Origin of the sequence: Flavobacterium terrigena, from assembly GCF_900108955.1 — a bacterium.
In the GTDB taxonomy this organism is placed as follows: Bacteria; Bacteroidota; Bacteroidia; order Flavobacteriales; family Flavobacteriaceae; genus Flavobacterium; species Flavobacterium terrigena.
On record NZ_FNYA01000006.1, the window covers coordinates 75,078 to 101,440 of the forward strand.

Genomic DNA, 26,363 nt, shown 5'->3' on the forward strand with positions numbered 1-26,363 from the left:
AGGCAGTTTATTTATTTGTAAAGCTTAGTTCCATTTTACTATTAACTGCAATTCCACAACTTGTGGCAGGAACAAATTTAACCGTTTTAATGAATTTTGCTACCTCAGTTTCAAAATAAGATTTATGTTTTCTATTTGTAAAGTTTTGTAAATGAGCTTCTGTTTTTAAATCTGATATTTTGCCAGTTTTACTTAATAAAAAACTTGCTGTTGTGTATGAATAATATTTTTCATTTTTAAATTTATAGTCAATTGGATATTTGAATTGTTCAAAGAAATCTCTTTTTGATTTATGAAACATATCATTATAATTTTTTGTATTTGGATATCTTGAAACCATATCACATTCAGTAAATTCATATATTCTGTTTGGATTTTTTTTCACAAAGCTTTTTTCTACCAGATTGCAAAGCGAATCCAAGAAATTTTTTCCATGTTTTTTTTCAATTTCCGTTTTCATAGTATTTTGATAACAGTATCTTTCAAACTTACTACTATGACAACATCCAGAGCTGTATTCATCAACAATTGTATCGATAGCAATATTATATTTTGAAAGATATTTTTCAAGTTCATTATAGTTATCAATATCAAAATCCTTTCTGAAATTTAGAAAAGAAAAGTAAATCTTCAGTTTTCCATTTTTAATATCAGACATAGCTCTATTTTTCTGAAAAGGACACATTGTATCTTTTATTATTATTTTTACATTCTCGCCAGCATTAGGAATTTTGTCATTTTCACTATAAAGTACTATCGTTTTTATACTTTTAGTTTCTTTCTTCTCGTTGCAACCGAATAGTATTACAAGACAAAATAAAAATAGGAAGTGTTTCATAGTTTAGTGTGGTTAAATTGCCTGTAACTCATAAATAAGCGAACTTTTCCGTTTGCAAATAGTTATAAGTATTTATTGTCGTTTGTAAATATAAATAATTTCCTCAAAAAAGCCTCAAAATAAGGATTTGTATTTAGACCTGTCAGGTCTTGGTGGAGTATTATGTTTTGGCATGGATTACTTCGTTAGTTCGTAGCGCTCGTGTATAAATCTGTGCTATTGGGTTTACTGTAAAATTCGCAATCTTGCCAAACGCCTGTTATGAGCAGTTATTTCCAGTTTTCCAATCTCCAGTTTTGTTCCAATCGTTCGACAATCAACGTATCATTCATTATTCCGTGCGGTGATAGTTTTAAGTTCTTCTCGTCCAGGTCTGACTTTAATTCTCTCTTAAGAGTTGATTTATGTACAATATGCCATCCAAGAAATTCTCCTCGAATATTGTGTTCACTTCGAGCAAATTCAGAATTAACAAATGATTTAGGGATTTCAAAATTACCAACCATTTCCACAATTTTCCTTCTTGCAGCTGTCTTCAAAGGGAATCCAATATTCCATCTTTCAGTTTGATCCACGCCAGCTTGTGTTATTTCGCCATTTGCTGATATCGGTTCCAGTACTCGTACAAAATCAATTCCCAAATCGTCAGTTTCCACATACTGTAAGTATCCGAAACCTATGTTAGTCTTGATTTTAAAAACATCTCCTATTTTCATGTTAATTGCTCATAACGTTCCGGCGCTTGGCGAGGTTGCGAACTTCGGAACTGATTATTTTCTGTTAAAGATAAAATTTCTTGCGAAATGTAAACGTGAATTTACTACAAAATTCGCAATCTCGCCAAACGCCTGTTAGCGGTTCGGTTGTTTTGGAAGAAAAACGTTCTTTTTAAATCTATATTTTGCGCAAACTTTTCACGTTTCTATTTTCACGTTTCTGAATTTCTGCGAAAGACTTTTCACGTTTCTATTTTTGACAAACAATTTTCTGCGTTTCGTTTTTCAGCCAAAAAATTTATTGAATTATAGACAAATAGTTACAATTCCTAATACTGGGAAAATTAGAAATGATATTATTCCCAATTTTATTGATTGTTTGCTTAAAAGATACTTTTCACGTAGTTCTATATTTTCCAAATTTTCGAAATCATTGTTTTTATTAGCTAATCCGATATTTACAATCTCTCCTTTAAAGGCGTTTCCATAATCAACAACGTATTTGTTAAATAAATCTGGGCGCATAGTTTTTAACATATTACTGAACTCAATTAGTTTAGAATAATAATTAAACATAAAAAAAGGAAATGTTGGGATTATGAATATAATTGGCGCATAATTTCTGAATGGTTTTGGTAATATGATTAACCAAATGATACTTGCTGTAAGTATTAAGTAAAAGTAAACTTGATTTCTGGTGGATTTGTTCATTTATTGTTGTAAATCTGAGGTTCCGCACAACTGACCCCTAACTCATAAATATGCGAACTTTCCGTTTGCAAATAGTTATAAGTATTTATTGCGGGTTGTAAATATAAAATAATTCCCACAAAAAAGCCTCAAATTAGAATAAAAATAGGATCTGCGGAAGTTTTAAACTTTAATTAATTCTTTCTTAATTCGTAGTCAATTTCGTTATCATCCAAATTGGCAATTTTGGTAAAATTAAATTGTTCGAGTCAATGTATAAATAGTAAAATCTGGGTATTCTTTGATTGCTTCTTTTGATTGAAGAAAGTTGAAATTTGTTAATAGTTTAGTTGAATTCAGATTGTTTTTATGCGTAAACGCAACAATTTTATGAAACTGCAAGGTTTGAAAAGCATAATTGATAACAGCTTGGGTTGCTTCTTTCATAATTCCTTGACCTTGAAATACTGTCATAAGTTCATAACCGATTTCGCAACTATTTTTTTCGGTTGAAAAGTCGAAAAGACAAATTGTTCCCACAAATGTATTGGTATTTGATAGGCTAATTACCCAATAAATGGAGTTGTTATTTTTGATGTTGTCATTAATTGTGTTGATGAATTTTAGAGCATCATCAATTGTTTTGCTAGGTTGTCTGCCAAGGTATTTGTTTATTTCCGCATCTGAACGCAAAGCAAAAATATCTTGACTATCATCAGTTGATAATTGTCTGATTGTTAGTCTTTCTGTAGTCAAAACTGGGAAAGGGGTGAAGTTTATGTTTACCATTTTGTTGTGTTTATTTTGTTTGATATTGAATGGAAATCCGTGCTATCAGTTTATTTGCAATGTTTTTTAATCAACTCATTTGGGTCGTCAATATTGTATATTTCTTTCCATTTTTTTTGATATTTATATCCTTTTTGAACTGCGATATTCCAGTATTCACAAGCTTTTTCGTTATTTCCTAAGCCAAAATAAGAGTTTGCAATATTGTTATAAGAGTATTTATCCGTATCAAAATTTTCATCAAATGATTTTCCCAGTTTAATTGCTAAAGCTTTTTCAAAATCATCAATGGCACTTTTATATTCTTTTAAATAAAATTTACAAAGTCCTCTGTTGTTATAAGACATTTTGTCTAATGAATTTAAAGAAATAGCTGTATTGAAATCGTTAATAGCTTCTTCATACATTTTAGATCTTAGCTTAACAGCACCTCGATTAATATAGGCATCTGCATAAATTGAATCCAATTGAATGGCTTTATCGTAGGATTTTAATGATTGTTCAGGCTTGTTCCATTTGTCATATAGCAAACCTAAATTAAAAGGTATTATAGAAGAATTACTATCATATTCAAGTGCTTTGAAGTAATTTTTTTCCGCCAATTCAAATTGATTTGTATTTTCATAAACTATGGCACGACCCATCCAAGCAAGTGTGTTTGTTGAGTCAATTTTTATTGCTTCGTCATGATTATTTAATGCTAAATCATATTTTTTCAAATGAAAATATGTTGTTCCTCTTACTCTAAAATACTTAGAATTTTTAGAATTTAACTCGATAGCTTTGTTGGCATAATCTAATGCTTTAAGTGAAAGATCTTCTGATAAAGCATTACTAGTTGTATTGTTTAAAATTTTGTAAGCACATTTATAATAGTAGTGTGCCTTAATTTCGTTTTCTGTAGCTTCTTTTTGTCCAAAACATATTGAAGTTATAAATATTAATAAATAGTAAATTTTCATTTGTTGTATTAGCTTTTTTAATTTTTGGATTGAAAATTTGTGTTATTGGGTTCAGATTTAGGAAAACTAATATATAATCTCGATGTTTTTAATTCCTCCAATTGGTGCAATTTTAACAGATTGCTTTCCTTTTTCTACATAGAAATAATATAGGCTATTTGTTTCTAAAAGAGACACTATTTCAGATTCTCCAGTTGCATAATTAAGCTTGTGCTCATATTTTAATTTGTTATCTTTTATTCTATTTGATATGGTATAACCTTCACCAACTCCGTAGCCTAAATAAACGGATAATAAAAAAACAGCAAGAAACTTTATTGAAATAAATAAGTAATAGTTTTTAATTTCGTCATTTCCCAAATCGGTTTTAGTTTTCTTTAATTCAAAGATTTTTCGCACCCAATTTTTGTGATCGTTTTTGAATAGAAAGTCTGGTAAATAAAAGCTGGATATTAAAATTATTGTGATAATTATGAATACTATAGGGTTTGATGTTAAGGTAGCAATTGGACTTATTAGTACATCCATTATTGAGGAGTATTTTAAAATATTGATGTCTAATTGATAGAAGAATGCTGTTTCCTTTATGATTCCTAATATGACTAAATAGAGGTAGCCAAGTGGGAGTAAAGTTTGTATTTTTTCAAAGTGTTTCATTTTGTGAAATTATTACAAGTGTATAAATACTTATTCTTTTTTGTAAATATAAAATAATTCCCACAAAAAAATCCTCAGATTAAGAATAAAATGAGGATTCGTGTTTTTATTTTGAAGTGCTTATTTTATTGCAATTGCAGAAATTTCTACGTTTACATTTTTAGGTAAGCACGCTACTTGTACCGTTTCTCTTGCTGGAGCAGTTGCTTCGTTAAAGTAAGCACCATAAACACCATTTATTTTTGCGAAGTTACCCATGTCGCTAATGAAGATAGTAGTTTTTACTACGTTTTCAAAAGTCATTTCAGCTGCTTCTAAAACCGCTTTTAAGTTCTCCATGACTAACTTCGTTTCGTCTTCAATGTTGTCTAAAACTAACTCGTTTGTTGCTGGATCGATAGCAATTTGTCCTGAAGTGTATAATGTGTTTCCAACTAAAACCGCTTGGTTATATGGACCAATAGGAGCAGGCGCTTTTTCTGTAAATATTATTTTTTTCATTGTTTTTTAAGTTACGAAGCATTTTTTTGCCGCAAAGTCGCAAAGTCGCTAAGTTTTTTTAATTGTTATACTTGAATTATATTGTGTGTTCTTTAAACTTTTGCCTTTTCTCTTTAAACTTTTATCTTAATCTAGGATCTGGTAAATTACGTTTGTCCCATTTGATATCACTTAATATTGATGATTTAATTCCGATGAAGAAATTCCAATAAGAATATACCCCAATTGGTACAATACTAAAACTCATTCTCCAGCTTTCTAAATCTCTTTCGAAACGCAATTGCGTAAACGTAATTCCTTTTTTAGCAAAATCATAACCAGATGAGAATCCCATTTTCCATCTTACAGCTAAATCTATATTTCCAGAAACCATTAATGAATTAGTTGAGATTTCTCTTTCATTAGCAGAATTACTATACGTTAAGGAATAGGCTAAACGTAAATCCCATGGAAAGCTAAAGTTATATAATGTTTTTTGAGTTTTTTGAGTTACGTCTTTTGTGAATAAACTTTCATCTTGATTACCTAAATCTGTAGCAGCACCAAATAAATCGTCATCACGACCACCGTTTTGAACCGTTTGTTTTGATTTTTTCTCACCACTGAAGTCGTTACTCGCAACAGAATAGTTTAACGTAATGTTTGACGATGTCATTCTGGCTAAGCCATTTCCATTACTGATGCTGAATTCGTCAATTCGTTTGTTATTTTCATCTAAATCGTATGGGTCAAATTGTGCACCGAAATTAACACCTAATTTATTGTCTAATAAAGTTGTACCACCTATAAAATTAATTTGAGATAATTTGAATTCTTCTGCAGCAAAATTATAACTGGTTGAAAAGTTAAACTGATTTAATAAAGATATTTTTTTAGTTTCTCCTTTTTTACTGTTTTTGTCTAATACTTTTGCTTCTAATGAGTTGGCTAAGCCAAATCCAATTGCGTTTGAAATTCCTTTACCAGGTGCACCAAATAGTGTGTTTTCAAATCGGCTATAATCAATATAGTTACCTAAATTGTCGGTATATTGATCGTAATATTCATCGAAACTTGGTGTGTAACCATAAGAAATATTTGGACGCATTAAGTGTCTAATCGCTTGAATTTTATTTGTTTCTTTAAAAGTATAGGTTCCGTAAACGGTTGTTCCAATACTTGAAGAAAAACTATAAGTTCTGTAAGCGTCGAAGCCATTTTTACGAACAGTATCTACCGTATTTGTAGTGGTATTAAACGTTTTTTCATTTGTATTAAATACCCAGTTTTCTGTAAAACCAGTTCCGGCAGTCACACTAAAATGTTTGAAAACTTTAAAATTGGTAGAAAGTGGAATTGTATGTGAAATTCCTGCTAATGCCGTATCAAACATTTCCGATTTAAACATGAATTCTTCAGTGGTTGCAATTCTGTTTTCACCTTTCAAACTATATTGAAAATTGATGTTTTGAAATACTCCTTTTTTAATTCCATCTTGTTTGGCAAATGGGAAAATTCTGTCCACACTTGCATTAAAAGATGGCAAAGTTAAATTAACAACTTCTGTATTTGTATTTTGATTGTGAGTTACTGCAAGGGCAAAATTAACTAGTGGAACAGTTGGGAAAGTTTTAGAGTAACTAATAGATGAACTTAAGGTATTATTTAAATTCGAACCAACATTAATAAGATTTAACGATTGGCGAAAATATTTACTACTTCCGAAGTTAACAGACGATGAAAATCTAGAATTGGCTGATGCTTTTGCGTCTTGAATATGTGACCATTGAATGTTATACTGATTACTTCTAGCATAACCTGGAAATCCTTTTTCACCAAAAACCTGATTTTCATATCTAAATTGAACGTTTCCGTTGAATTTATATTTTTTTGCGTAAGAGGTTTCTGTTCTTAAAGCATAACTTCCATTGGTGTAATAATCTCCTAAAATGGCTAAATCGTAATAATCACTTAAAGCAAAATAATACCCACCATTTTGTAAAAAATAACCACGGTCATTATTTTGTCCAGGTGCAGGAATAATAACTCCAGAGGTATTTTTGTTAGTCATCGGAAAAAATGCAAACGGCACACCAATAGGAGTAGGCACATTTGCAATATACATATGAGTTAATCCGGTAACAAATTTCTTTTTAGGAACTAATTTAGCTTTATAGGCTAAAAAATAATATTCTGGATCTTCAATATTTGTAGATGTAGTAAAACGGGCTCTTTGAAAAAAGATTACCGAATCATTTTCTCTTTTGGAAACTTCAGAACGAAGGAACATTTCTCCTTGTTTACTTTTGGTATTCCAAATTTTTGCTTTACCACTTTTGGTATTAAAAATTATGGAGTCTGGTTCTATAATATTTTCACCTTGTTTGAAATACGGATATTGAGTGTATTTTCCTGTACTATCTTTTAATCTACCAGCATGTACAAGGTTTTTTTCGTAGTCTAAAACAATAATCCCCGATTTTAATTCGAAATCAATATAATGTAGTTCAGCTTCATTATAAAGAGTTAGCCTTTTTTTACGTTGGTCTAACTTTTCATAACCTTTAGCTTTTCTGTTGACAATTCCTTCTAATAAAGGTTTTTTTGTGGAGTCATTTTTTACTAATGATTTAGTGGCAATTAATTCATTTGCATTTACTTTAACACTATCTGTAGGATTGGTGTTTTGAGAGTAAATTTCTGAATTACATGCAATTAGAAAAAAAAATAAAAAAACGATATGATTAATCTTTGTACTCAAATCTATAAATACTATTTTTGTAAAAATTGGTTCAATTTTTGATGGGTCAAACTTACGTATATTTTTTGTTAAATTTAATTATTTAGTAAAATTATAACTTATTTAAAAATGAAAAAAATACTATTATATATATTACTCTCTTTATCAGTCTTTTCTTATGCTCAAGAAAAGAAGTTTAAAGTTATTTTAGACGCTGGCCATGGAGGAAAAGACCCTGGTGCGCAAAAAAATGGCTGTATAGAAAAACTTATTGCTTTAGATGTTGTTTTAAGGATTGGAAAAATTTTAGAAGCTTACCCAGAATTTGACATAAAATACACCAGAACAACCGATGTTTTTATACCTTTAAAGGATAGAGCAAAAATGGCAAATGATTTTGAAGCAGATTTATTTGTTTCTGTACATTGTAATTCTTCTGTTTCTCCAAAACCTTATGGAGCTATGACTTTAGTTATGGGATTGTCTCGAGCAGGAATGAACTTCGAAATTGCTAAAGCTGAAAATGCCGTAATTTCATTAGAGGAAAATTATAAAGAAAAATACGAAGGTTTTGATCCGAATAATCCAAATACACAAATTGGATTAAGAATTATGCAAGAAGAAACATTAATGCAAAGTATTGATTTTGCTAGTTCTGTTCAAAGTTATTTTAAAAACTCTTTACAAAGAAAAGATTTAGGAATGCACCAACAACCGCTTTGGGTATTAGATGCTACGGTAATGCCAGGTGTTTTAATTGAATTAGGATTTTTAAGTAATTTAGAAGAATCTAGATACATGAAATCAGAAGAAGGTAAATCTAACTATTCTCAAATTATTGCACGTTCAATTATTGAATATAAAAACAACTTAAAAGGTACAAATACTATTCCTAATACATTAGATATTAAAGAACCAATTATTATTGAGCCAGAAGTTGTGGTAGTTACTTCAGATTCATCTACAGTTGCAAATTCAACAACTATAGAAGCTGTTCCTGCTGGTTCTGGTTATAAAGTTCAAATTAGTTTTAGTGCTAAAAAATTAGAATTAATTCCTGAAAATTTTAACGGATTAAATAATATTACTGTAGCTGAAATTAATGGTGGATACAAATATTATTATGGCGAAGGAAGTATGGAAATTTGTAAAAAATTATTAGCCGAGGCCAAATTAAAAGGATATAAATCTGCTTTTATAGTAGAATCAAAATAAAAAGATGACAAAATTCACGCAATTCCTATTTATACTTTTATTTACAATTACCGCCCAATCTCAAACTAAAAAGTTTAAGGTTGTTTTAGACGCTGGTCACGGTGGAAAAGACTATGGTGCAACTTATCACGGGAATATTGAAAAGAAAATTTCACTAAATACAGTTCTTAAAGTTGGCGAAATTTTAGCAAAAGAATCAAATATTGAAGTTGTTTACACTAGAAAAACTGATGTTTTTGTTGAGTTGAACGAACGTGCTAATATTGCGAATAGATCTAAAGGACATTTATTTGTTTCTATGCATTGTAATGCGAATGACAATCAGGCTGCAGCTGGGAATGAAACCTATGTAATGGGAGTTACCAGAAATGCGGCGAATTTAGAAGTTGCAAAAAAGGAAAATGCCGTTGTTACTTTGGAAAGTGATTATAAGATTAAGTATGATGGTTTCGATCCGAAATCGCCAGAATCGGTGATGGGAATTTCTATCATGCAAGAAGAGAATATTCAGCAAAGTATTGATATTGCTGGAAAAGTACAACAAGCTTTTACGAAATTCACACCAAGTAAAAACAGAGGTGTAAAACAAGCAGGTTTCTTAGTTTTAAGAAAAATTATCATGCCACGTGTACTTATAGAAATGGGTTTCGTGTCAAACAAAACAGAAGGTGCTTTTTTAAATTCTGCAGATGGTCAAGATAAATTAGCAGAAGCTATTTCAAAAGCTATCTTAGGTTATAGAGACGATTTTTTCAAGTTGGAAACTATAACAACTCCTAAAAAAGACGAACCAAAAAAAGATACAGTTAAAAAAGACGATCCTAAAAAAACCGATGCAAAACCATCAACGGATAATAAAACGGCAATTGAAGGTGTTAGTTTTAAAGTTCAAATTTCGGCAAGTGGTAAGAAATTAGAAACGTTGCCAAAAAACTTCAAAGGATTAAAAAATATTTCAATCGAAAAAGAAAACGCGATTTATAAGTATTTTTATGGTTTAACAACTTCCTATGCAACTGCAAAACAATTGTTAGCTGATGCAAATGCAAAAGGCTATTCTTCTTCGTTTATTGTGGCTATAAAAAATGGTAAAAAAATTAAATTAAGCGAGGCAATCAAATAAATATTGTTATTTTTGTTTTTTTTAAATCAATGATATTTTTAAATCACCATCTCACATTAAATTGAGATTAGTTTACTTAGATAAATACTAATAAATTAAAAGGTGTTTACTTATAAATATATTTCACATATATGAAAATTACTAGAGAAATTAAAGTTGCCGTTTTAGTTATATTATCCATAGTACTATTTTACTGGGGATTTACTTTCCTTAAAGGAAGGAATTTATTTGATAGCAGCAATAAATTATACGCCGTATATGATAATGTTGCTGGGTTAGTAGTTTCTGCTCCAGTTACTATAAATGGATTAACCATTGGAAAAGTGAATTCTATTGAAATGTTACCTGATGGTAAAATGAATGTAGAATTAGTAATTACCAATGAACAAATTCAAATTGCAAAATCAAGTATCGCACAAATCAAGGATTCTGGATTAATTGGCGGTAGAGAAATTGCAATTATCAATAATTTTTCAGATAAAAACTACGTTGAATCTGGTGATACTCTAAAAACTTCAGATAAATTAGGGTTAACTGCCGAATTAGCCAATCAAATCGGACCAGTAAAAGATAAAGTTGAAATACTTTTAGAAAACGCGAATAAATTAATTGAAAATTTAAACACTACTTTAGACGCTACGACACAACAAAAATTAAAATCCGCTATTGCTTCTTTAGAAGTTACTATGGCTGAATTTAGCCAAGCTTCAAAGAATATAAATGGAATTTTAGCGGATACTAAGCCTAAGTTAAATACTACTTTATCTAATTTTGAAAAAACATCTGCTAATTTAAATAATATATCTACTTCTTTGGATAAAGCCGATTTAGGAGCAACAGTAAAAAAATTAGACGCAACTTTGGCTAGTGTTAACGGAATAATGGCTAACTTAGAGCAAGGAAAAGGTACGATGGGTAAATTATTACATGATGATGCGATGTATACTAATTTAACTAAAACATCTAAAGAGCTAGAATTGCTATTACAAGATTTACGATTACATCCTACACGCTATGTAAATGTGTCTGTTTTCGGTAAGAAAAACAAACCATACGTTGCGCCAGCTACTACTGAACCAAATATTGAACAACCTAAAAACTAAAACCTTATGAGTTTTTTACCAAATATTATTTTTGCAATTGTCCTAATAGTAGGCGTTGGCTTTTTCGCGAAAAATGTTAAAAAAATAATACGAAATATTAAATTAGGACAAGACGTCAACAGAACAGATAATGCTGGTGCACGTTGGAAAAACATGGCGCTAATTGCTTTGGGACAGAAAAAAATGTTCACCAGACCAATTCCTGCAATTCTTCACTTTGCATTATATGCGGCTTTCATAATTACTCAAATTGAGTTATTAGAAATTATTATTGATGGATTTTTCGGAACACACCGTTTCTTTAAAGAAAGTTTAGGTGGATTTTATACATTCCTAATTAGTTTCATCGAAATTCTTTCATTATTAGCGTTAACAGCTACAATTGCCTTTTTATCGAGAAGAAATTTATTAAAATTACCACGTTTCAACAAGGCAGAAATGTTAGGTTGGCCAACAAAAGATGCGAACTTAATCTTAATTATGGAACTTGTTTTAGTAACATGTATTTTCACCATGAATGGAACTGATGAAGTTTTATATTCTTTAGGAAAATCTCATTTTGAAGGAACTGGTTCATTTAATTTTGCGGTTTCTCAACATTTAGGACCAGCTTTATTTGGTGGAATGAGCGAAGGTGCTTTACATATTTTAGAAAGAGTAGGATGGTGGGGACATTTATTAATGGTAATTGCTTTCTTAAATTATTTATATTTCTCTAAACACTTACATATTATACTTGCTTTCCCGAATACTTTCTTTGCCGATTTAAATCCAAAAGGGAAATTTGACAATTTAGAAAGTGTTACAAATGAAGTAAAATTAATGATGGATCCAAATGCTGATCCGTTTGCAGCGCCAGCTAATCCAGATGCAGTTCCTGCAAAATTTGGAGCTTCAGATGTTCAAGATTTAAATTGGGTGCAATTATTAAATGCATATACCTGTACAGAATGTGGTCGTTGTACGTCATCTTGTCCAGCAAATATTACAGGTAAAAAACTATCTCCAAGAAAAATCATGATGGATACTCGTGATAGATTAGAGGAAGTTGGAAAAAACATGGACGCCAATAAAGGTGTTTTTGTTCCAGATAATAAATCATTATTAAACGATTACATCACTCCAGAAGAACTTTGGGCTTGTACATCTTGTAATGCTTGTGTGGAAGAATGTCCAATCAATATTAGTCCTTTATCTATTATTATGGATATGAGACGTTATTTAGTAATGGAACAAAGTGCTGCACCAATGGAATTAAACGCTGTGATGACAAACATCGAAAATAACGGTGCGCCATGGCAATACAACCAACAAGATAGAGTAAACTGGAGAAACGAAGAATAAAAATTAAATAACTACTACACAACTACAACAACAACCAAGCATGAAAAAAGAAGAAATTGAAGGTAAATTACAAGAATTAACCGTAAATGGTGAACATTTAAGTCCAATATTACCTGAAGGCATAAAAAATTACCTTATTGATATTGATGGAACTATTTGTGATGACATTCCTAATGAAGAACCAGAAAGAATGGCTACGGCAAAAGTTTATCCAGACGCATTAGTAACTTTGAATAAATGGTACGATGAAGGTCATGTGATTTTCTTTTTTACTTCTAGAACAGAAGCACATAGACAAGTTACAGAAAAATGGCTTAATGATCACGGTTTCAAATATCATGGAATGGTAATGGGAAAACCTCGAGGTGGAAATTATCATTGGATTGACAATCATTTGGTTAAAGCAACAAGATTCAACGGAAAGTTTACAGATTTAGTTGAAAAAGATGTAAAAATCCAAGTTTTTGATGACGAATATAATGATGAATTAAACGATTAATTCAGATATAATAAGAACAAACATAAAATAATATGTCAGAAAATTTAGTAGTACCAACAATGGCCGAAATGATGGCACAAGGACAAACACCAGAAGTTTTGTTTTGGGTAGGTTGTTCAGGTAGTTTTGATGATAGAGCAAAAAAAATTACAAAAGCATTTGTTAAAATATTAAACAAAGCCAAAGTTCCTTTTGCTGTTTTAGGTACGGAAGAAAGTTGTACTGGTGATCCTGCAAAAAGAGCTGGAAACGAATTTTTGTTTCAAATGCAAGCCATGATGAATATAGAAGTCATGAATGCATATGAAGTAAAGAAAATCGTAACGGCTTGTCCACACTGTTTCAATACCATTAAAAATGAGTATCCAGAATTAGGTGGTAAATACGAAGTTGTGCATCATACAGAATTTCTGAAATCATTATTAGATTCAGGTCGATTAACGATTGAAGGCGGACAATTCAAAGGAAAACGTATTACTTTTCACGATCCATGTTATTTAGGTCGTGCAAATAATATTTACGAAGCTCCAAGAGATTTAATTCAAAAATTAGATGCTGAATTAGTTGAAATGAAACGTTCACGTGCTAACGGATTATGTTGTGGTGCAGGTGGAGCGCAAATGTTTAAAGAACCAGAAAAAGGTAATAAAGACATTAACGTAGAAAGAACTGAGGATGCATTAGAAACACAACCAGAAATTATCGCCGCAGGTTGTCCATTTTGTAATACGATGTTAACTGACGGAATTAAACATAAAGAAAAAGAAGGCTCAGTTCAAGTAATGGATATTGCAGAATTGATTGCTAATGCTCAAGATTTATAAAAATGTACATACCATTCGAAAATTTACCAGAAGATTCCAAAATTTGGATTTACCAATCGAACAGAAAATTATCTGACGATGAAGTAAATGCCATTGATGCAAAATGCCAAGAATTTGTTGAAAATTGGGCAGCTCACGGCACAAGTTTAGAAGCTTCATACCTTTTAAAATATAACCGTTTCATCATTTTTGCTGTCAATCAGGAAGTGCAACAAGCAACGGGATGTTCTATCGATGCATCGGTACATTTTATTCAACAATTAGAACAAGAATTTCAAATTGAATTGTTAGATAAAATGAATGTTACCTATAAAATTGGAGAACATATCGCACATAAAACACTTATCGATTTCAAAAAAATGGCAAAAGAAAAAGCAGTAACCTCAAAAACTATTGTTTTTAATAATTTGATTAATACGAAAGGAGAATTTGAAGAATTTTGGGAAGTTCCAGCAGAAGAAAGTTGGCACAGTAGATTTTTCTAAAAAAAATAACTAACTTTGAAAATCATCAGAAAATAGAAATTCTGATGGTTTTTTTATTTATTTACGATTCATGAAACACTATATATATTTAACTTTATTTCTCACAACTTTAGGTTTTGCACAAAATAAAATTAATACACAAACCCAAGAAAAATGGGTAGATAGCACATATAATTCACTTTCATTTGATGAAAAAGTGGGCCAATTATTCATGATTGCAGCTTATTCCAACAAAAAAGAAGATCACGCGCAAGATTTAGATAAATTAATTACCAAATATAAAATAGGTGGGTTAATCTTTTTTCAAGGTGGCCCAAATCGTCAAGCGAAACTAACCAATCGTTTTCAAGCGAAATCGAAAATTCCAATGCTTATTGGTATCGATGCAGAATGGGGTTTAAGTATGCGAATTGATTCTACTCATGCGTATCCTTGGAACATGACTTTAGGTGCAATAAAAGACAATTCTTTAATTGAAAAAATGGGAATGCAAATGGCTGATCAATCGAATAGATTAGGCATTCATTTCACTTTCGGACCAGTAGTTGATATCAATACCAATCCAAAAAATCCAATTATCGGAAATCGTTCTTTTGGTGAAACGAAAGAAAATGTAGCTGAAAAAGCTGTGGCTTATATGCGAGGCTTGCAATCTTATGGTGTTTTTGCAACAGCGAAGCATTTTCCTGGTCATGGAGATACTTCAACAGATTCGCATCATGCTTTACCAACTGTTGATTTTTCTAGGGAACGAATTGAAGAAATAGAATTATATCCATACAGAGAACTGATTAAGAACGGATTAGCGAGTGTAATGGTGGCTCATTTGAATGTACCAAGTATCGAACCTCGTGAAAATTATCCTTCTTCTTTATCGGAAAAGGTGGTGACAGATATTCTAAAAAATCAATTAAAATTTGAAGGTTTAATTTTTACAGATGCCTTAAATATGAAAGGCGCGAGTAATTTCAAACAACCTGGAGATATTGATTTAGCTGCTTTTTTAGCTGGAAATGATGTGTTGCTTTTTGCTGAAAATGTTCCAACGGCTATTGAAAAATTCAAACAAGCTTTTGCAGATAAATTATTCACAGAAGAAAGATTAGCACATTCTGTAAAGAAAATTTTAAAATACAAATACAAATCGGGTTTAAATAATTACTGTCCAATTGAATTTGAAAATTTATATGAAGATTTAAACAAGAAAGAATACAAGGCTTTAAACTTGGAAATGTATGAAAATGCAATCACCGTTCTAAAAAACGAAGAAGACATTATTCCAATCAAAAGAATTGACCAAGAAAAAATTGCTTTTGTAAAAATTGGTGATGGTGATGCTACTTTTTTCATAGATAAATTAAAAGAATACACTCAAATCGATGTAATCGAAACTAAAAATTTAGATTCACTTTTAGTTGAAATCAAAGATTATTCTACTGTAATTGTTGGGTATCACAAACCAGAAGGCATTTGGAAAAAGAACGAAATGACTTTTAATGAAATCAATTGGATCGATAAAATTGCAAAACACAATAGAACAATCGTTACGTTTTTTACTAAACCTTATTCTTTATTAAGAATTCCAACATTTAGAGAAACAGAAGGCTTAATTGAAGCGTATCAAAATAACGAATTTTCGCAAATTGTTGCAGCCGAAATCATTTTCGGAGCCAAAGAAGCCAAAGGTGTTTTACCCGTTTCTTTAAAAAAAAACTTTAGCGCAAATGATGGACTTCCTACGAAAAACATTCACCGATTAGGTTTTGCTTTTCCTGAACAAGTCAATATGAATTCGGAAGTTTTAGCAAAAATAGATTCTATTGCAAATTATGCTATCAAAAGCAAAGCAGCACCTGGAATGCAAATTTTAGTGGCTCGAAGAGGACAAGTGGTTTACAGAAAATCTTTCGGATATCATACGTACGATACCATTCAAAAAGTAAAAAATACAGACATTTACGATTTGGCTTCATTAACAAAAGTGTTGAGCACGTTGCCTAACATCATGCAAGATTTCGAAAAAGGAGACATTAATTTTAAATCAACTTTATCAGAATTAATTCCAAGTTATAAAAATTCAAATAAAGCAGATATCAATGTTTTAGACATGTTAACGCATCAAGCAAAATTGCCAGCTTGGACGCCTTTCTACGCAAAGACATTGGATACTTTGAAGAAACCAAGTGAAAAATACTATAGAAATTTTAAGTCAAAAGATTTTCCTTTTAAGGTTTCAAATAATTTATATTTAAGAAAAGATTATAATGATACGATTGTAAATTTCATAAAAGACACACAATTATTGCCTTATAAACAATACAAATACAGCGATTACACTTTTATTTTATTAAAAGAATATCTAGAAAAAAAGCATCATGAGAGTTTAGATAAATTGTCGGATGATAATTTCTATAAAAAATTAGGAATGTATTCAACCTCGTACAATCCACTGGAAAAATTCGATTTAAATAGAATTCCACCAACTGAAGTAGATACTTATTTTAGATATGATACGATTAAAGGTTACGTTCATGATATGGCTGCGGCTATGCAAGGCGGAATTGGTGGTCACGCCGGATTGTTTTCAAATTCATTAGATGTTGCTAAAATTATGCAAATGTATTTACAGAAGGGAAGTTATGGCGGTTACTCGTATTTTACTCCAGAAACTTTCGATACATTCAATACATGTTATTTCTGCAAAATTGGAAATAGAAGAGGAGCTGGTTTTGATAAACCGCAATTAGGTAGCGAAGGTCCAACTTGTGGTTGTGCAACAAAATCGAGTTTCGGACATACAGGTTTCACAGGAACAATGGTTTGGGCGGATCCAGATAAAGAATTAGTTTATATTTTTCTTTCAAATAGAACCTTTCCAGATGCGAATGTAAATAAATTATCAAAGTTGAATATTCGCGAAGATATTCAAAAAGTTATTTATCAATCTATAATTGATTAAGTATGACTTCAGATGCTAAAAATCCAGAAGAATATATAAATTCTCTACCGGAAGATAGAAAAATTTATATGGAAAAATTACGAAATGTAATTCTTAAAAATTTGCCAAAAGGTTTTCAAGAAGGAATGGGTTATGGAATGATGGGCTATTCTGTTCCACATTCAATTTATCCAAATGGTTATCATTGTAAACCTTCAGATCCATTACCTTTTATGGGATTTGCCTCTCAAAAAAATAGCATTAATTTTTATCACATGGGAATTTATGCAAACAAAGAATTATACGATTGGTTCGTTGGAGAATATCCAAAACATTCCACTCGTAAATTAGACATGGGAAAAAGTTGTATGCGATTTAAAAAATTTGAAGAAATTCCGTTCGATTTAATTGGAGAATTAGTAACAAAAGTTTCAGTTGAAGACTGGATTGCAACGTATGAATCAGCTTTCACTAAGAAAAAATAAAATATGAAATCGCCATTAACAAAAAGTTTGTTGCAAACAAACACCGATTATGATAATGCGATACCATATGACAAATAAAAAACAATAATTATCTACATATGAAAATAGCAATGGTTTGTTATCCTACGTTTGGTGGGAGTGGAGTAGTAGCAACGGAGTTAGGTTTAGAACTTGCAAAGAAAGGGCATGAAATTCATTTCATTACTTACAAGCAACCTGTGCGTTTGTCGTTGTTAAATCCAAATATATATTTTCATGAAGTAAACGTTCCAAATTATCCGTTATTTCATTATCAACCGTACGAATTGGCTTTGTCAAGTAAATTGGTAGATATGGTGAAACTATATAAAATTGATGTTTTACACGTGCATTATGCGATTCCACACGCTTATGCTGGTTATATGGCAAAACAAATGTTAGCGGAAGAAGGTATTTCATTGCCAATGATTACGACACTTCACGGAACAGATATTACACTTGTAGGAAATCATCCGTTTTATAAAAGTGCGGTTACATTTAGTATTAATAAATCCGATTTTGTAACGAGTGTTTCTGATAGTTTGAAAGAAGATACCTATAGATTATTCGATTTAAATAAAGAAATTCACGTAATTCCTAACTTTATTGAGATTAATGAAAATTCAGATTTGGAAAAATCAATTTGTCAACGTTCTGTTTTAGCAGGTTCAAACGAAAGAATTATTACACATATTTCAAACTTTAGAAAAGTGAAAAACATTCCAGATGTAGTGAAAGTTTTTTATAATGTTCAAAAAGAAATCCCATCCAAATTGATGATGGTTGGTGAAGGTCCAGAAAAGGCGATTGCCGAAAAATTATGTGAAGATTTAGGAATTTCTGATAAAGTAATTTTCTTCGGAAACAGTAATGATATCAATCAAATTTTAAAATATTCTGATTTGTTTTTATTACCATCAGAAACAGAAAGTTTTGGTTTAGCTGCTTTAGAAGCCATGGCGTTTAATGTTCCAGTAATTTCTAGTAATTCAGGAGGAATTCCGGAAGTAAATGAAGAAGGTATTTCTGGATTTTTAAGTGATGTTGGCGATGTGGAAAACATGAGTAAAAATGCTATTACGATTTTAAAATCGGATGAGACTCTAGCTCAATTTAAAAAATCTGCTTTTGAAGTAGCTAAAAAATTCGACATTAAAAATATTCTTCCATTATATGAAGATTTGTATAATCAAGCTATTAATTTGAAATCATAAATATGAGCAATATTAAAAAAATAATTTCACTATTTAGTCTTTCAATTCTATTAATGTCATGTAAAACGCAACAACCTGTTGTGGACAAAAATGACGTGTATGAAGTTGTTTATAAGAATCAGTTTGGTGGAAGAAAAGAAAAATCGAATCTAATTATTAAAAATTATGAAGATTTTAATGCTTTAATTTCTGAATTAAATATTGGAGAAGAAGAATTTGAAAAACTATTGAGCATCGATTTAGAAAAACACGATTTGTTAGTTTGCTTTTTAGGCGAAAAAACAACTGGTGGTTATGATGTTGATATTGATGAAGTAAAATTTTCACCAAAATCTTCAGAAGTAACTTTAAAAGAAATAGTTCCTGAAAAAAATGCCATGGTAACAATGTCATTAACTACACCATACATGTTTGTAACCTTGCCAAAAAACAAAGCAATAATTATAAAATAATAAAAAAAGCCTTTCAATTTGAAAGGCTTTTTTTAGGTCTATATTTTAGAATTTATATCTAACTCCTAATCCAATATCTGGTCCAAAATTATCTTCTCTAAAATCATCAGAACTAAAATAAAATTCAGGTCTTAAATCTAAAGATACTTGAAGTGGAATATCAAAATTATATTCAATACCAATATCTCCAGTTAATACAAAGAAGGCGCCAGAATTTTCATAATAATAATCATGTCCATTATTATAATACTGACTTCTCCATGAACCTAAACCTGCTCCAGGACCTGCATACCAATTAAATCCGCCATCAATATTCCAAACCCATTGGTATAACCCAATTAATTTTACGGCATCGTAATGGTTTGAATCTCTCCAGCCTAAATCAAATTCTAAACGATTATTTTTAGATAAGCTTCTTTGATAAGAAACTTCACCACCAAAACCATCATTGTCACCTAACCTAAGGCCAATTGCATTTTTAGAATTTTTTTGACCTTGAGCAAATACTGTTCCCAACAGTAAAAAAGCAAATAAAATTGTTTTCCTCATAAATATGAATTTAAGATTATAAATAAAGATAACGCTTTTAACAAGAAAATAGTATGTTAGTTTACTACAAAAGTGTCTAAAAATTCTTCTTGATTTTGAGTATTACTTGCAGGAATACCTAATTGATCTGCAATTGTAGCATTTAAATTATAAGTAGTTTTAGTTTTTGTATAAACTACACCAATGCTTTTAGAAATATATTGAGTTGAAGTTACAACATCTTGAGGTTGTAAAACAGGTATAACTATTGGCATACCTGCAATTGTTTGCGTTGTAGTTACCTTTAAATTCAATATAATTTTTGTTGATTTCACATTAGTATATGTATCACCATTTGGAGAAGTAAAATTGGCAAAATTTTCACCTCCAACTGATTTTAATTTATAAGTAATTGTCAATGGTGTTCCATTAAAATCTTGCTCAAATGAACCTGTTTTTTCATGTAAAACTTCACCTGAAGTTGCATATTCTTTAAAAATAATAAAATCAACTAAGTGTAAATCTAAGCCAACTGGTAAGGTTGTGCCTTGTCCAAAAGAAAAATCTCCACTTAATAATAATTTTCCACTAGATTTTCTTACTCCATTATTATTAACAGATGTACAGTAAAACCCTGTAGCAACATTATCTTTGTTTTTGAATTTTTTATAGGTATTTGGTGCGATTATAGTATCACCTGAAATATATAAAGAATCCCTAGTATTAGCAGTTCCAACCACATCATACGTCCAATAATTTCCTGTGTTTAATGGTAAGGCATTTGTGAAATCACTTGTTTCATTTGATGATGAATCATCATTACTTGAACATGAAAATAATGCAAAACTTAATGCAATAAATAGTATTTTTTTCATTTTAGTAGGCTTTTTGGTTTATTTAATGAATTAATAATAAATTCTGGTTTAGATTGTTGTTTATTTTTGCTAATATAAAAAAAACATTCAATATTTTTGTTAAAAATTCAACAGATGGCAAACACAATTGGTAAACTTTACACATTAACTACTTTTGGAGAATCTCATGGAACTGCTTTAGGCGGAATTATAGATGGTTGTCCATCAAATGTAAAAATTGATTTCGATTTCATTCAATCTGAGTTAGATAGAAGAAAACCTGGGCAATCAAAAATCGTAACCCAAAGAAAAGAAGCTGATGAAGTGAAATTTTTATCTGGAATTTTTGAAGGAATAACAACTGGAACATCAATTGGATTTATCATCGAAAATGGAAATCAAAAATCTAACGATTACGATCATTTAAAAGATACATTCCGACCAAGTCATGCCGATTTTACGTACGATCAGAAGTACGGAAACCGTGATTATAGAGGCGGTGGAAGAACTTCTGCAAGAGAAACCGTAAATTGGGTTGTAGCTGGAGCCATTGCCAAACAAATTATTCCTGAAATTAAAATTAATGCTTTTGTTTCTTCAGTTGGAGAAATTTCTATCAATAAAGCTTACCAAGATTTAGATTTTAATTTAATAGAATCTAATCCTGTTAGATGTCCAGATTTAGAAAAAGCTTCTGAAATGGAAGAATATATTCTAAAAATTAAAAAAGAAGGCGATACTGTTGGTGGAACCGTTACTTGCGTCATTCAAAATGTACCAATTGGTTTAGGTGAACCAGTTTTCGATAAATTACACGCCCAATTAGGAAAAGCGATGTTGTCAATCAATGCTGTTAAAGGTTTTGAATATGGTGGCGGATTTTGTGCTTCAAAAATGAAAGGAAGCGAACACAACGATTTATTTAACGAAGACGGAACTACAAAAACCAACTTATCTGGCGGAATTCAAGGCGGAATTAGTAACGGAATGGATATTTATTTCCGTGTAGCTTTTAAACCAGTTGCCACTTTACTACAAAAACAAGACGTTTTAACCAACGATGGAAAAATCATAGAACAACAAGGAAAAGGTCGTCACGATCCGTGTGTAGTTCCAAGAGCTGTGCCAATTGTAGAAGCTTTAGCTGCAATGGTTTTAGTTGATTTTACTTTGATGGATAAGGCTTGTAGGTGATAAATATTTCTTTTAATTTAAAGAGTTTATTTAGATTAAATTTAATACTATAATATTCAAAAAATGATAAAAACATTTCAAACTTTATTATTATTATTAATTACAAGTTATTCATATTCTCAAACTAAATATGACGAAAAAAATAAATTAGCAACATTGTTAATTGAAAAAGAGGCTGCTGAAAAGAAAATGCCAGGTATTTCAATTACGATTTCAAAAAATGATACCATAATATTTAGTAAAGGCTTCGGTTATGCAAATATTGAGAATAAAAGTAAAATAAACCCTTCTCAAACTAAGTTTAGAATTGCGAGTATTACAAAAACTTTAACTTCAGTTGTCATAATGAAATTATCTGAATTAGATTTATTAGATACAAGAAAAAGCATTTATTACTATTTAGATAGTTTACCTAAAAAGAAGTATGATTTTACAATTAATGAAATTGGAGGTCATCTAGCTGGATTAAGAAGAGTTGCAAGTGAAGAGAAATATACTTGTGATAACAGCTATAGTAGAAAAGATTTCTACAGAGTTTTTAATAATGATAGTTTACTCTTTAAACCTTCAACTAAACATAGTTACAGTAATTATGGATTTAAATTACTAGGTATTTTAATTGAAAAAATTACTCAGAAAAGTATAACTGAAAATCATTCAGAATATATAATTAATAAGTTAAATTTAAAAAACACAATTCCAGATACAGGTGTTTATGATGAGAATACTTCAAATTTTTATATGTTTAAAGATAATTTTTTTTCAACTGCGCCTTGTTTAGATTGTAATTTTAAGCACGCACAAGGTTGCTATTTATCAACAACAGAGGATTTAAATAAAATTGGAAACGCTTATTTGTATCCTAATAGAATATTAAATTACAGAAGTATTTCAAAGTTAAAAAAGCCGCAAGTTTTTGCAAATAATATTATTTGTTATGGTTTTGGTTTTTCAAGTTGTGTTGATGTCAGAGGTAATCCTTTTTATGGACACAATGGAGGATATACTGGGAGTAGTTCAATTTTAAGAATTTATCCAAGGCAAAAATTTGTCATTTCAATTTTAGTAAACACATCTGTTGATGATATTGATGATTTTGCGACAAGAATTAGTAATATTTATTTAAATTAAGTCAATAAATAAAATATATAATAAACAAAAACTCCTTAATTTCTTAAGGAGTTTTTGTTTATAGCCAATTGCTCGTTTCAATAAATTAGGTATAAAAAAACACCCCAAAAGGAGTGTTTTTAAAATCTGTGGGCGATGAGGGGTTCGAACCCCCGACCCCCTCGGTGTAAACGAGGTGCTCTGAACCAGCTGAGCTAATCGCCCCAATAAAATGCGTTACTTCCGTATTGCGAGTGCAAATATACACTCAATTTTTATATTTCCAAGTAAAAATATAAAATAATTAATTAAATTTTATATCCTCTAAAACGACTTGATTTGTTTTATTTATTACTGTAAATGTAACTTTTTTATTACCAGGTAATTGAGAATCTATAATGTATTTTTTTCCATGTTTGTAAGGAACATTACTTTTTTCAAAATCTACATCTCCATGAAAAATAGCAACATCAATTTCCTTCATAGTAGTGATTTTTTTAGCTAAAATGCTATCTACAGCAGCTGAAGTTTTGAAAGGTTTACTTCTGATATCCTTAATTACTCTACAATTTGGGAAATAACAAAAGGTAACTCCTTTAGATTCTGCTTTTGCCGATAAAAATTCCCCAACAAAATAAAACCCAATTAATAATCCAAATATATAAAATGCTAATCTCCAACGTAATGTCATGGTGCTATAAAATTAATTTTGGCAAAGATAGAAAAAGTTAGAAGTCGGAAGTTAGAAGTAGTAAGTTTTTTATCAATTTCACAATCAATTAACTATTCAAATCTTAAAATTTCTTTTTTAATCAATACTTTTGCATTCAAATGAAGCACTAAAAAAAGAAACGTGCTGAATAATTAAAATAATTACAATTTTTAAAAAATAATATTCTAACAAAATTCGTTTAAAATGTTATTTTTATTACTTTTGAACAAAATTTTACAACTACAATTATGACTTTTGAAAGACAGAATTTAACTAACGAAGAATTAATTCATTTATATAAAAAATTAGTAAAACCAAGACTAATTGAAGAGAAAATGTTGATCCTTTTACGTCAAGGTAAAGTATCAAAATGGTTTTCAGGTATTGGTCAGGAAGCAATTTCTGTTGGAATAACTTGTGCTTTAGATAAAGACGAATATATCTTGCCAATGCACCGTAATTTAGGAGTTTTCACTTCTCGTGAAATTCCTTTACATAGATTATTTTCACAATGGCAAGGTAAAAAAACTGGTTTTACAAAAGGTCGTGATAGAAGTTTCCACTTCGGAACGCAAGAATATAAAATTATCGGAATGATTTCGCACTTAGGTCCACAATTAGGTGTCGCAGACGGAATCGCTTTAGCAAATAAATTAAAACAAAACGGAAAAGTAACTGCTGTTTTCACTGGTGAAGGCGCAACTTCAGAAGGAGATTTCCACGAAGCTTTAAACATTGCTTCAGTTTGGGATTTACCAGTTTTATTCGTAATTGAAAACAATGGTTATGGACTTTCAACACCAACAAACGAACAATATCGTTGTGAAAACCTTGCCGATAAAGGTGTAGGTTACGGAATGGAAAGTTATGTAATTGATGGAAATAATATTTTAGATGTTTACACGAAAATTGCTGAATTAAAAGCGTCTATGATTGAAAATCCTCGTCCAGTTTTATTAGAATTCAAAACATTCAGAATGCGTGGACACGAAGAGGCGAGTGGTACTAAATACGTTCCTCAAGAATTAATGGACATGTGGGCGGAAAAAGACCCAATCGAAAACTTTAGAAAATATCTGAAATTAACAGATGTTTTATCTGAAGAAGTTGACGAACAAATTCGTGCAGAAATTAAAGCAGAAATCGACGAACATTGGGCAATTACGCAAGCTGCTCCAGAAGTTGTTGCCGATTTAGCTGAAGAATTAAACGATGTTTACATGCCATATACGCATGAAGAATTTAATCATTCGGATGCGAAAGAAAATATTAGAGTTGTAGATGCGATTTCTCAATCGTTAAAACAATCAATGGAACGTCATAATAACTTAGTTATTATGGGACAAGATATCGCTGAATATGGTGGTGCTTTCAAAATTACTGAAGGTTTCGTAGATGCTTTTGGTAAAGAAAGAGTTAGAAATACACCAATTTGTGAAAGTGCTGTTGTTTCAACTGGAATGGGATTATCTATAAACGGTCATAAAGCTATTGTTGAAATGCAATTTGCCGATTTCGTTTCTACAGGATTCAATCCAATTGTGAATTTATTAGCAAAACAACATTACCGTTGGAATGAAAAAGCAGATGTTGTAGTTCGTATGCCTTGTGGTGGCGGAACGCAAGCTGGACCTTTTCACTCTCAAACCAACGAAGCTTGGTTTACAAAAACGCCAGGTTTAAAAGTAGTTTATCCAGCTTTCCCATATGATGTGAAAGGTTTATTGAATACTGCAATTAACGATCCAAATCCGGTTATGTTTTTCGAACATAAACAATTATATAGAAGTGTGTATCAAGATGTTCCGACAGATTATTACACTATTCCTTTCGGAAAAGCGTCTTTAATTAAAGAAGGAAAAGATGTAACTATTATTTCTTTCGGAGCTGGAGTGCATTGGGCTTTAGACACTTTAGCTAAAAATCCTGAAATTTCAGCTGATTTATTAGATTTAAGAACGTTACAACCTTTAGATACAGCATCAATTTTCGCATCAGTACAAAAAACAGGAAAATGTATCATTTTACAGGAAGACACTTTATTTGGTGGTATTTCTAGTGATATTTCTGCAATGATTATGGAAAATTGTTTCCAATATTTAGATGCTCCTGTGAAAAGAGTAGGTAGTTTAGAATCACCAATTCCATTCGTAAAAGCAATTGAAGATCAGTATTTACCAAAAGCTCGTTTCGAAACAGATTTAAAAGAATTATTACAATATTAGTTAAATACTAAATATTTAAATTATTAAAAGCGCACTTGTTGCGCTTTTTTTATGCTTTGTATAAATATTTATTAGTTTTTTTAAGACTAATTAAAAAAAATCATAAAAAAAATATGAATTCTGTTATTATAATATTGCTAAATTAGTATATTTATGCAAAATTTATAT

General features: G+C 30.4%; 25 protein-coding genes and 1 tRNA gene. 14 read left to right on the top strand and 12 right to left on the bottom strand.

Annotated elements, in window-relative coordinates:
* Window positions 1–7 precede the first annotated feature (7 nt).
* The 8 genes from BMX42_RS10640 to BMX42_RS10675 all read right to left on the bottom strand — a co-directional run bounded on the left by BMX42_RS10640 (window position 8) and on the right by BMX42_RS10675 (window position 7,893).
* A complete protein-coding gene (locus BMX42_RS10640) occupies window positions 8–838 on the bottom strand; it encodes a hypothetical protein (RefSeq protein WP_091313631.1) in 831 nt (276 codons plus the stop codon).
* Between the two features lie 269 nt (window positions 839–1,107).
* Window positions 1,108–1,554, bottom strand: coding sequence for a hypothetical protein (locus tag BMX42_RS10645; protein ID WP_091313634.1), 447 nt, complete (start codon window positions 1,552–1,554; stop codon window positions 1,108–1,110).
* 306 nt (window positions 1,555–1,860) lie between these two features.
* The gene (locus tag BMX42_RS10650; RefSeq protein ID WP_091313637.1) at window positions 1,861–2,265 is read right to left on the bottom strand and encodes a hypothetical protein; all 405 of its coding nucleotides are present in this window, start codon (window positions 2,263–2,265) and stop codon (window positions 1,861–1,863) included.
* Between the two features lie 234 nt (window positions 2,266–2,499).
* Window positions 2,500–3,033 (bottom strand): GNAT family N-acetyltransferase, encoded by a 534-nt coding sequence (locus BMX42_RS10655; RefSeq protein WP_091313640.1) that lies wholly within the window; start codon window positions 3,031–3,033, stop codon window positions 2,500–2,502.
* 50 nt (window positions 3,034–3,083) lie between these two features.
* Complete coding sequence (locus BMX42_RS10660; RefSeq protein WP_091313644.1) at window positions 3,084–3,995, bottom strand: tetratricopeptide repeat protein; 912 nt, start codon at window positions 3,993–3,995, stop codon at window positions 3,084–3,086.
* Between the two features lie 66 nt (window positions 3,996–4,061).
* A complete protein-coding gene (locus BMX42_RS10665; RefSeq protein ID WP_143055642.1) occupies window positions 4,062–4,652 on the bottom strand; it encodes a hypothetical protein in 591 nt (196 codons plus the stop codon).
* Window positions 4,653–4,772: 120 nt separating this feature from the next.
* Window positions 4,773–5,153, bottom strand: a complete 381-nt coding sequence (locus BMX42_RS10670) for a RidA family protein (RefSeq protein ID WP_091313650.1) — start codon at window positions 5,151–5,153, stop codon at window positions 4,773–4,775.
* Window positions 5,154–5,274: 121 nt separating this feature from the next.
* The gene (locus BMX42_RS10675) at window positions 5,275–7,893 is read right to left on the bottom strand and encodes a putative LPS assembly protein LptD (RefSeq protein ID WP_091313654.1); all 2,619 of its coding nucleotides are present in this window, start codon (window positions 7,891–7,893) and stop codon (window positions 5,275–5,277) included.
* A 108-nt stretch (window positions 7,894–8,001) separates the two neighbouring features.
* Between BMX42_RS10675 and BMX42_RS10680 the strand changes: the two genes are divergently transcribed.
* The 11 genes from BMX42_RS10680 to BMX42_RS10730 all read left to right on the top strand — a co-directional run bounded on the left by BMX42_RS10680 (window position 8,002) and on the right by BMX42_RS10730 (window position 19,572).
* A complete protein-coding gene (locus BMX42_RS10680) occupies window positions 8,002–9,087 on the top strand; it encodes an N-acetylmuramoyl-L-alanine amidase family protein (protein ID WP_091313658.1) in 1,086 nt (361 codons plus the stop codon).
* Window positions 9,088–9,091: 4 nt separating this feature from the next.
* On the top strand, window positions 9,092–10,210 hold the full coding sequence (locus tag BMX42_RS10685; protein WP_091313661.1) for an N-acetylmuramoyl-L-alanine amidase family protein: 1,119 nt from the start codon (window positions 9,092–9,094) through the stop codon (window positions 10,208–10,210).
* Between the two features lie 131 nt (window positions 10,211–10,341).
* Window positions 10,342–11,313: an MlaD family protein gene (locus tag BMX42_RS10690; RefSeq protein ID WP_091313665.1), complete on the top strand. Its 972-nt coding sequence runs from the start codon at window positions 10,342–10,344 to the stop codon at window positions 11,311–11,313.
* Between the two features lie 6 nt (window positions 11,314–11,319).
* Window positions 11,320–12,657 carry a 4Fe-4S dicluster domain-containing protein gene (locus BMX42_RS10695; RefSeq protein ID WP_091313667.1) on the top strand — a complete coding sequence of 446 codons (1,338 nt, stop codon included), beginning with the start codon at window positions 11,320–11,322 and terminating at the stop codon, window positions 12,655–12,657.
* Between the two features lie 40 nt (window positions 12,658–12,697).
* Window positions 12,698–13,156, top strand: a complete 459-nt coding sequence (locus tag BMX42_RS10700) for an LNS2 domain-containing protein (protein ID WP_091313671.1) — start codon at window positions 12,698–12,700, stop codon at window positions 13,154–13,156.
* Window positions 13,157–13,188: 32 nt separating this feature from the next.
* A complete protein-coding gene (locus BMX42_RS10705; RefSeq protein ID WP_091313675.1) occupies window positions 13,189–13,980 on the top strand; it encodes a (Fe-S)-binding protein in 792 nt (263 codons plus the stop codon).
* A 2-nt stretch (window positions 13,981–13,982) separates the two neighbouring features.
* Window positions 13,983–14,465, top strand: coding sequence for an ABC transporter ATPase (locus tag BMX42_RS10710; protein ID WP_091313678.1), 483 nt, complete (start codon window positions 13,983–13,985; stop codon window positions 14,463–14,465).
* Window positions 14,466–14,535: 70 nt separating this feature from the next.
* Window positions 14,536–17,424, top strand: coding sequence for a serine hydrolase domain-containing protein (locus tag BMX42_RS10715; RefSeq protein WP_091313681.1), 2,889 nt, complete (start codon window positions 14,536–14,538; stop codon window positions 17,422–17,424).
* A 2-nt stretch (window positions 17,425–17,426) separates the two neighbouring features.
* Complete coding sequence (locus tag BMX42_RS10720) at window positions 17,427–17,888, top strand: DUF1801 domain-containing protein (RefSeq protein ID WP_091313684.1); 462 nt, start codon at window positions 17,427–17,429, stop codon at window positions 17,886–17,888.
* Window positions 17,889–17,986: 98 nt separating this feature from the next.
* Complete coding sequence (gene bshA / locus BMX42_RS10725; RefSeq protein ID WP_091313686.1) at window positions 17,987–19,120, top strand: N-acetyl-alpha-D-glucosaminyl L-malate synthase BshA; 1,134 nt, start codon at window positions 17,987–17,989, stop codon at window positions 19,118–19,120.
* A 2-nt stretch (window positions 19,121–19,122) separates the two neighbouring features.
* Window positions 19,123–19,572, top strand: a complete 450-nt coding sequence (locus BMX42_RS10730) for a protease complex subunit PrcB family protein (RefSeq protein ID WP_091313688.1) — start codon at window positions 19,123–19,125, stop codon at window positions 19,570–19,572.
* A gap of 45 nt (window positions 19,573–19,617) precedes the next feature.
* Here the strand turns inward: BMX42_RS10730 and BMX42_RS10735 are convergent, their stop codons facing one another.
* Together BMX42_RS10735 and BMX42_RS10740 are read right to left on the bottom strand one after the other, a co-directional pair.
* The gene (locus BMX42_RS10735; RefSeq protein ID WP_091313691.1) at window positions 19,618–20,121 is read right to left on the bottom strand and encodes a hypothetical protein; all 504 of its coding nucleotides are present in this window, start codon (window positions 20,119–20,121) and stop codon (window positions 19,618–19,620) included.
* Window positions 20,122–20,177: 56 nt separating this feature from the next.
* Complete coding sequence (locus BMX42_RS10740; protein ID WP_091313694.1) at window positions 20,178–20,975, bottom strand: hypothetical protein; 798 nt, start codon at window positions 20,973–20,975, stop codon at window positions 20,178–20,180.
* A gap of 114 nt (window positions 20,976–21,089) precedes the next feature.
* Between BMX42_RS10740 and aroC the strand changes: the two genes are divergently transcribed.
* Both aroC and BMX42_RS10750 read left to right on the top strand, forming a co-directional pair.
* Window positions 21,090–22,148, top strand: coding sequence for a chorismate synthase (gene aroC / locus BMX42_RS10745; protein ID WP_091314111.1), 1,059 nt, complete (start codon window positions 21,090–21,092; stop codon window positions 22,146–22,148).
* Window positions 22,149–22,211: 63 nt separating this feature from the next.
* Window positions 22,212–23,279 carry a serine hydrolase domain-containing protein gene (locus tag BMX42_RS10750; protein ID WP_091313699.1) on the top strand — a complete coding sequence of 356 codons (1,068 nt, stop codon included), beginning with the start codon at window positions 22,212–22,214 and terminating at the stop codon, window positions 23,277–23,279.
* A 129-nt stretch (window positions 23,280–23,408) separates the two neighbouring features.
* Here the strand turns inward: BMX42_RS10750 and BMX42_RS10755 are convergent.
* Both BMX42_RS10755 and BMX42_RS10760 read right to left on the bottom strand, forming a co-directional pair.
* A tRNA-Val gene (locus tag BMX42_RS10755) sits at window positions 23,409–23,483 on the bottom strand.
* Window positions 23,484–23,562: 79 nt separating this feature from the next.
* Window positions 23,563–23,949: a hypothetical protein gene (locus tag BMX42_RS10760; RefSeq protein WP_091313703.1), complete on the bottom strand. Its 387-nt coding sequence runs from the start codon at window positions 23,947–23,949 to the stop codon at window positions 23,563–23,565.
* 269 nt (window positions 23,950–24,218) lie between these two features.
* Here BMX42_RS10760 and BMX42_RS10765 point away from each other — a divergent pair, with 269 nt between their 5' ends.
* Complete coding sequence (locus BMX42_RS10765) at window positions 24,219–26,195, top strand: alpha-ketoacid dehydrogenase subunit alpha/beta (RefSeq protein ID WP_091313706.1); 1,977 nt, start codon at window positions 24,219–24,221, stop codon at window positions 26,193–26,195.
* Window positions 26,196–26,363: the final 168 nt, after the last annotated feature.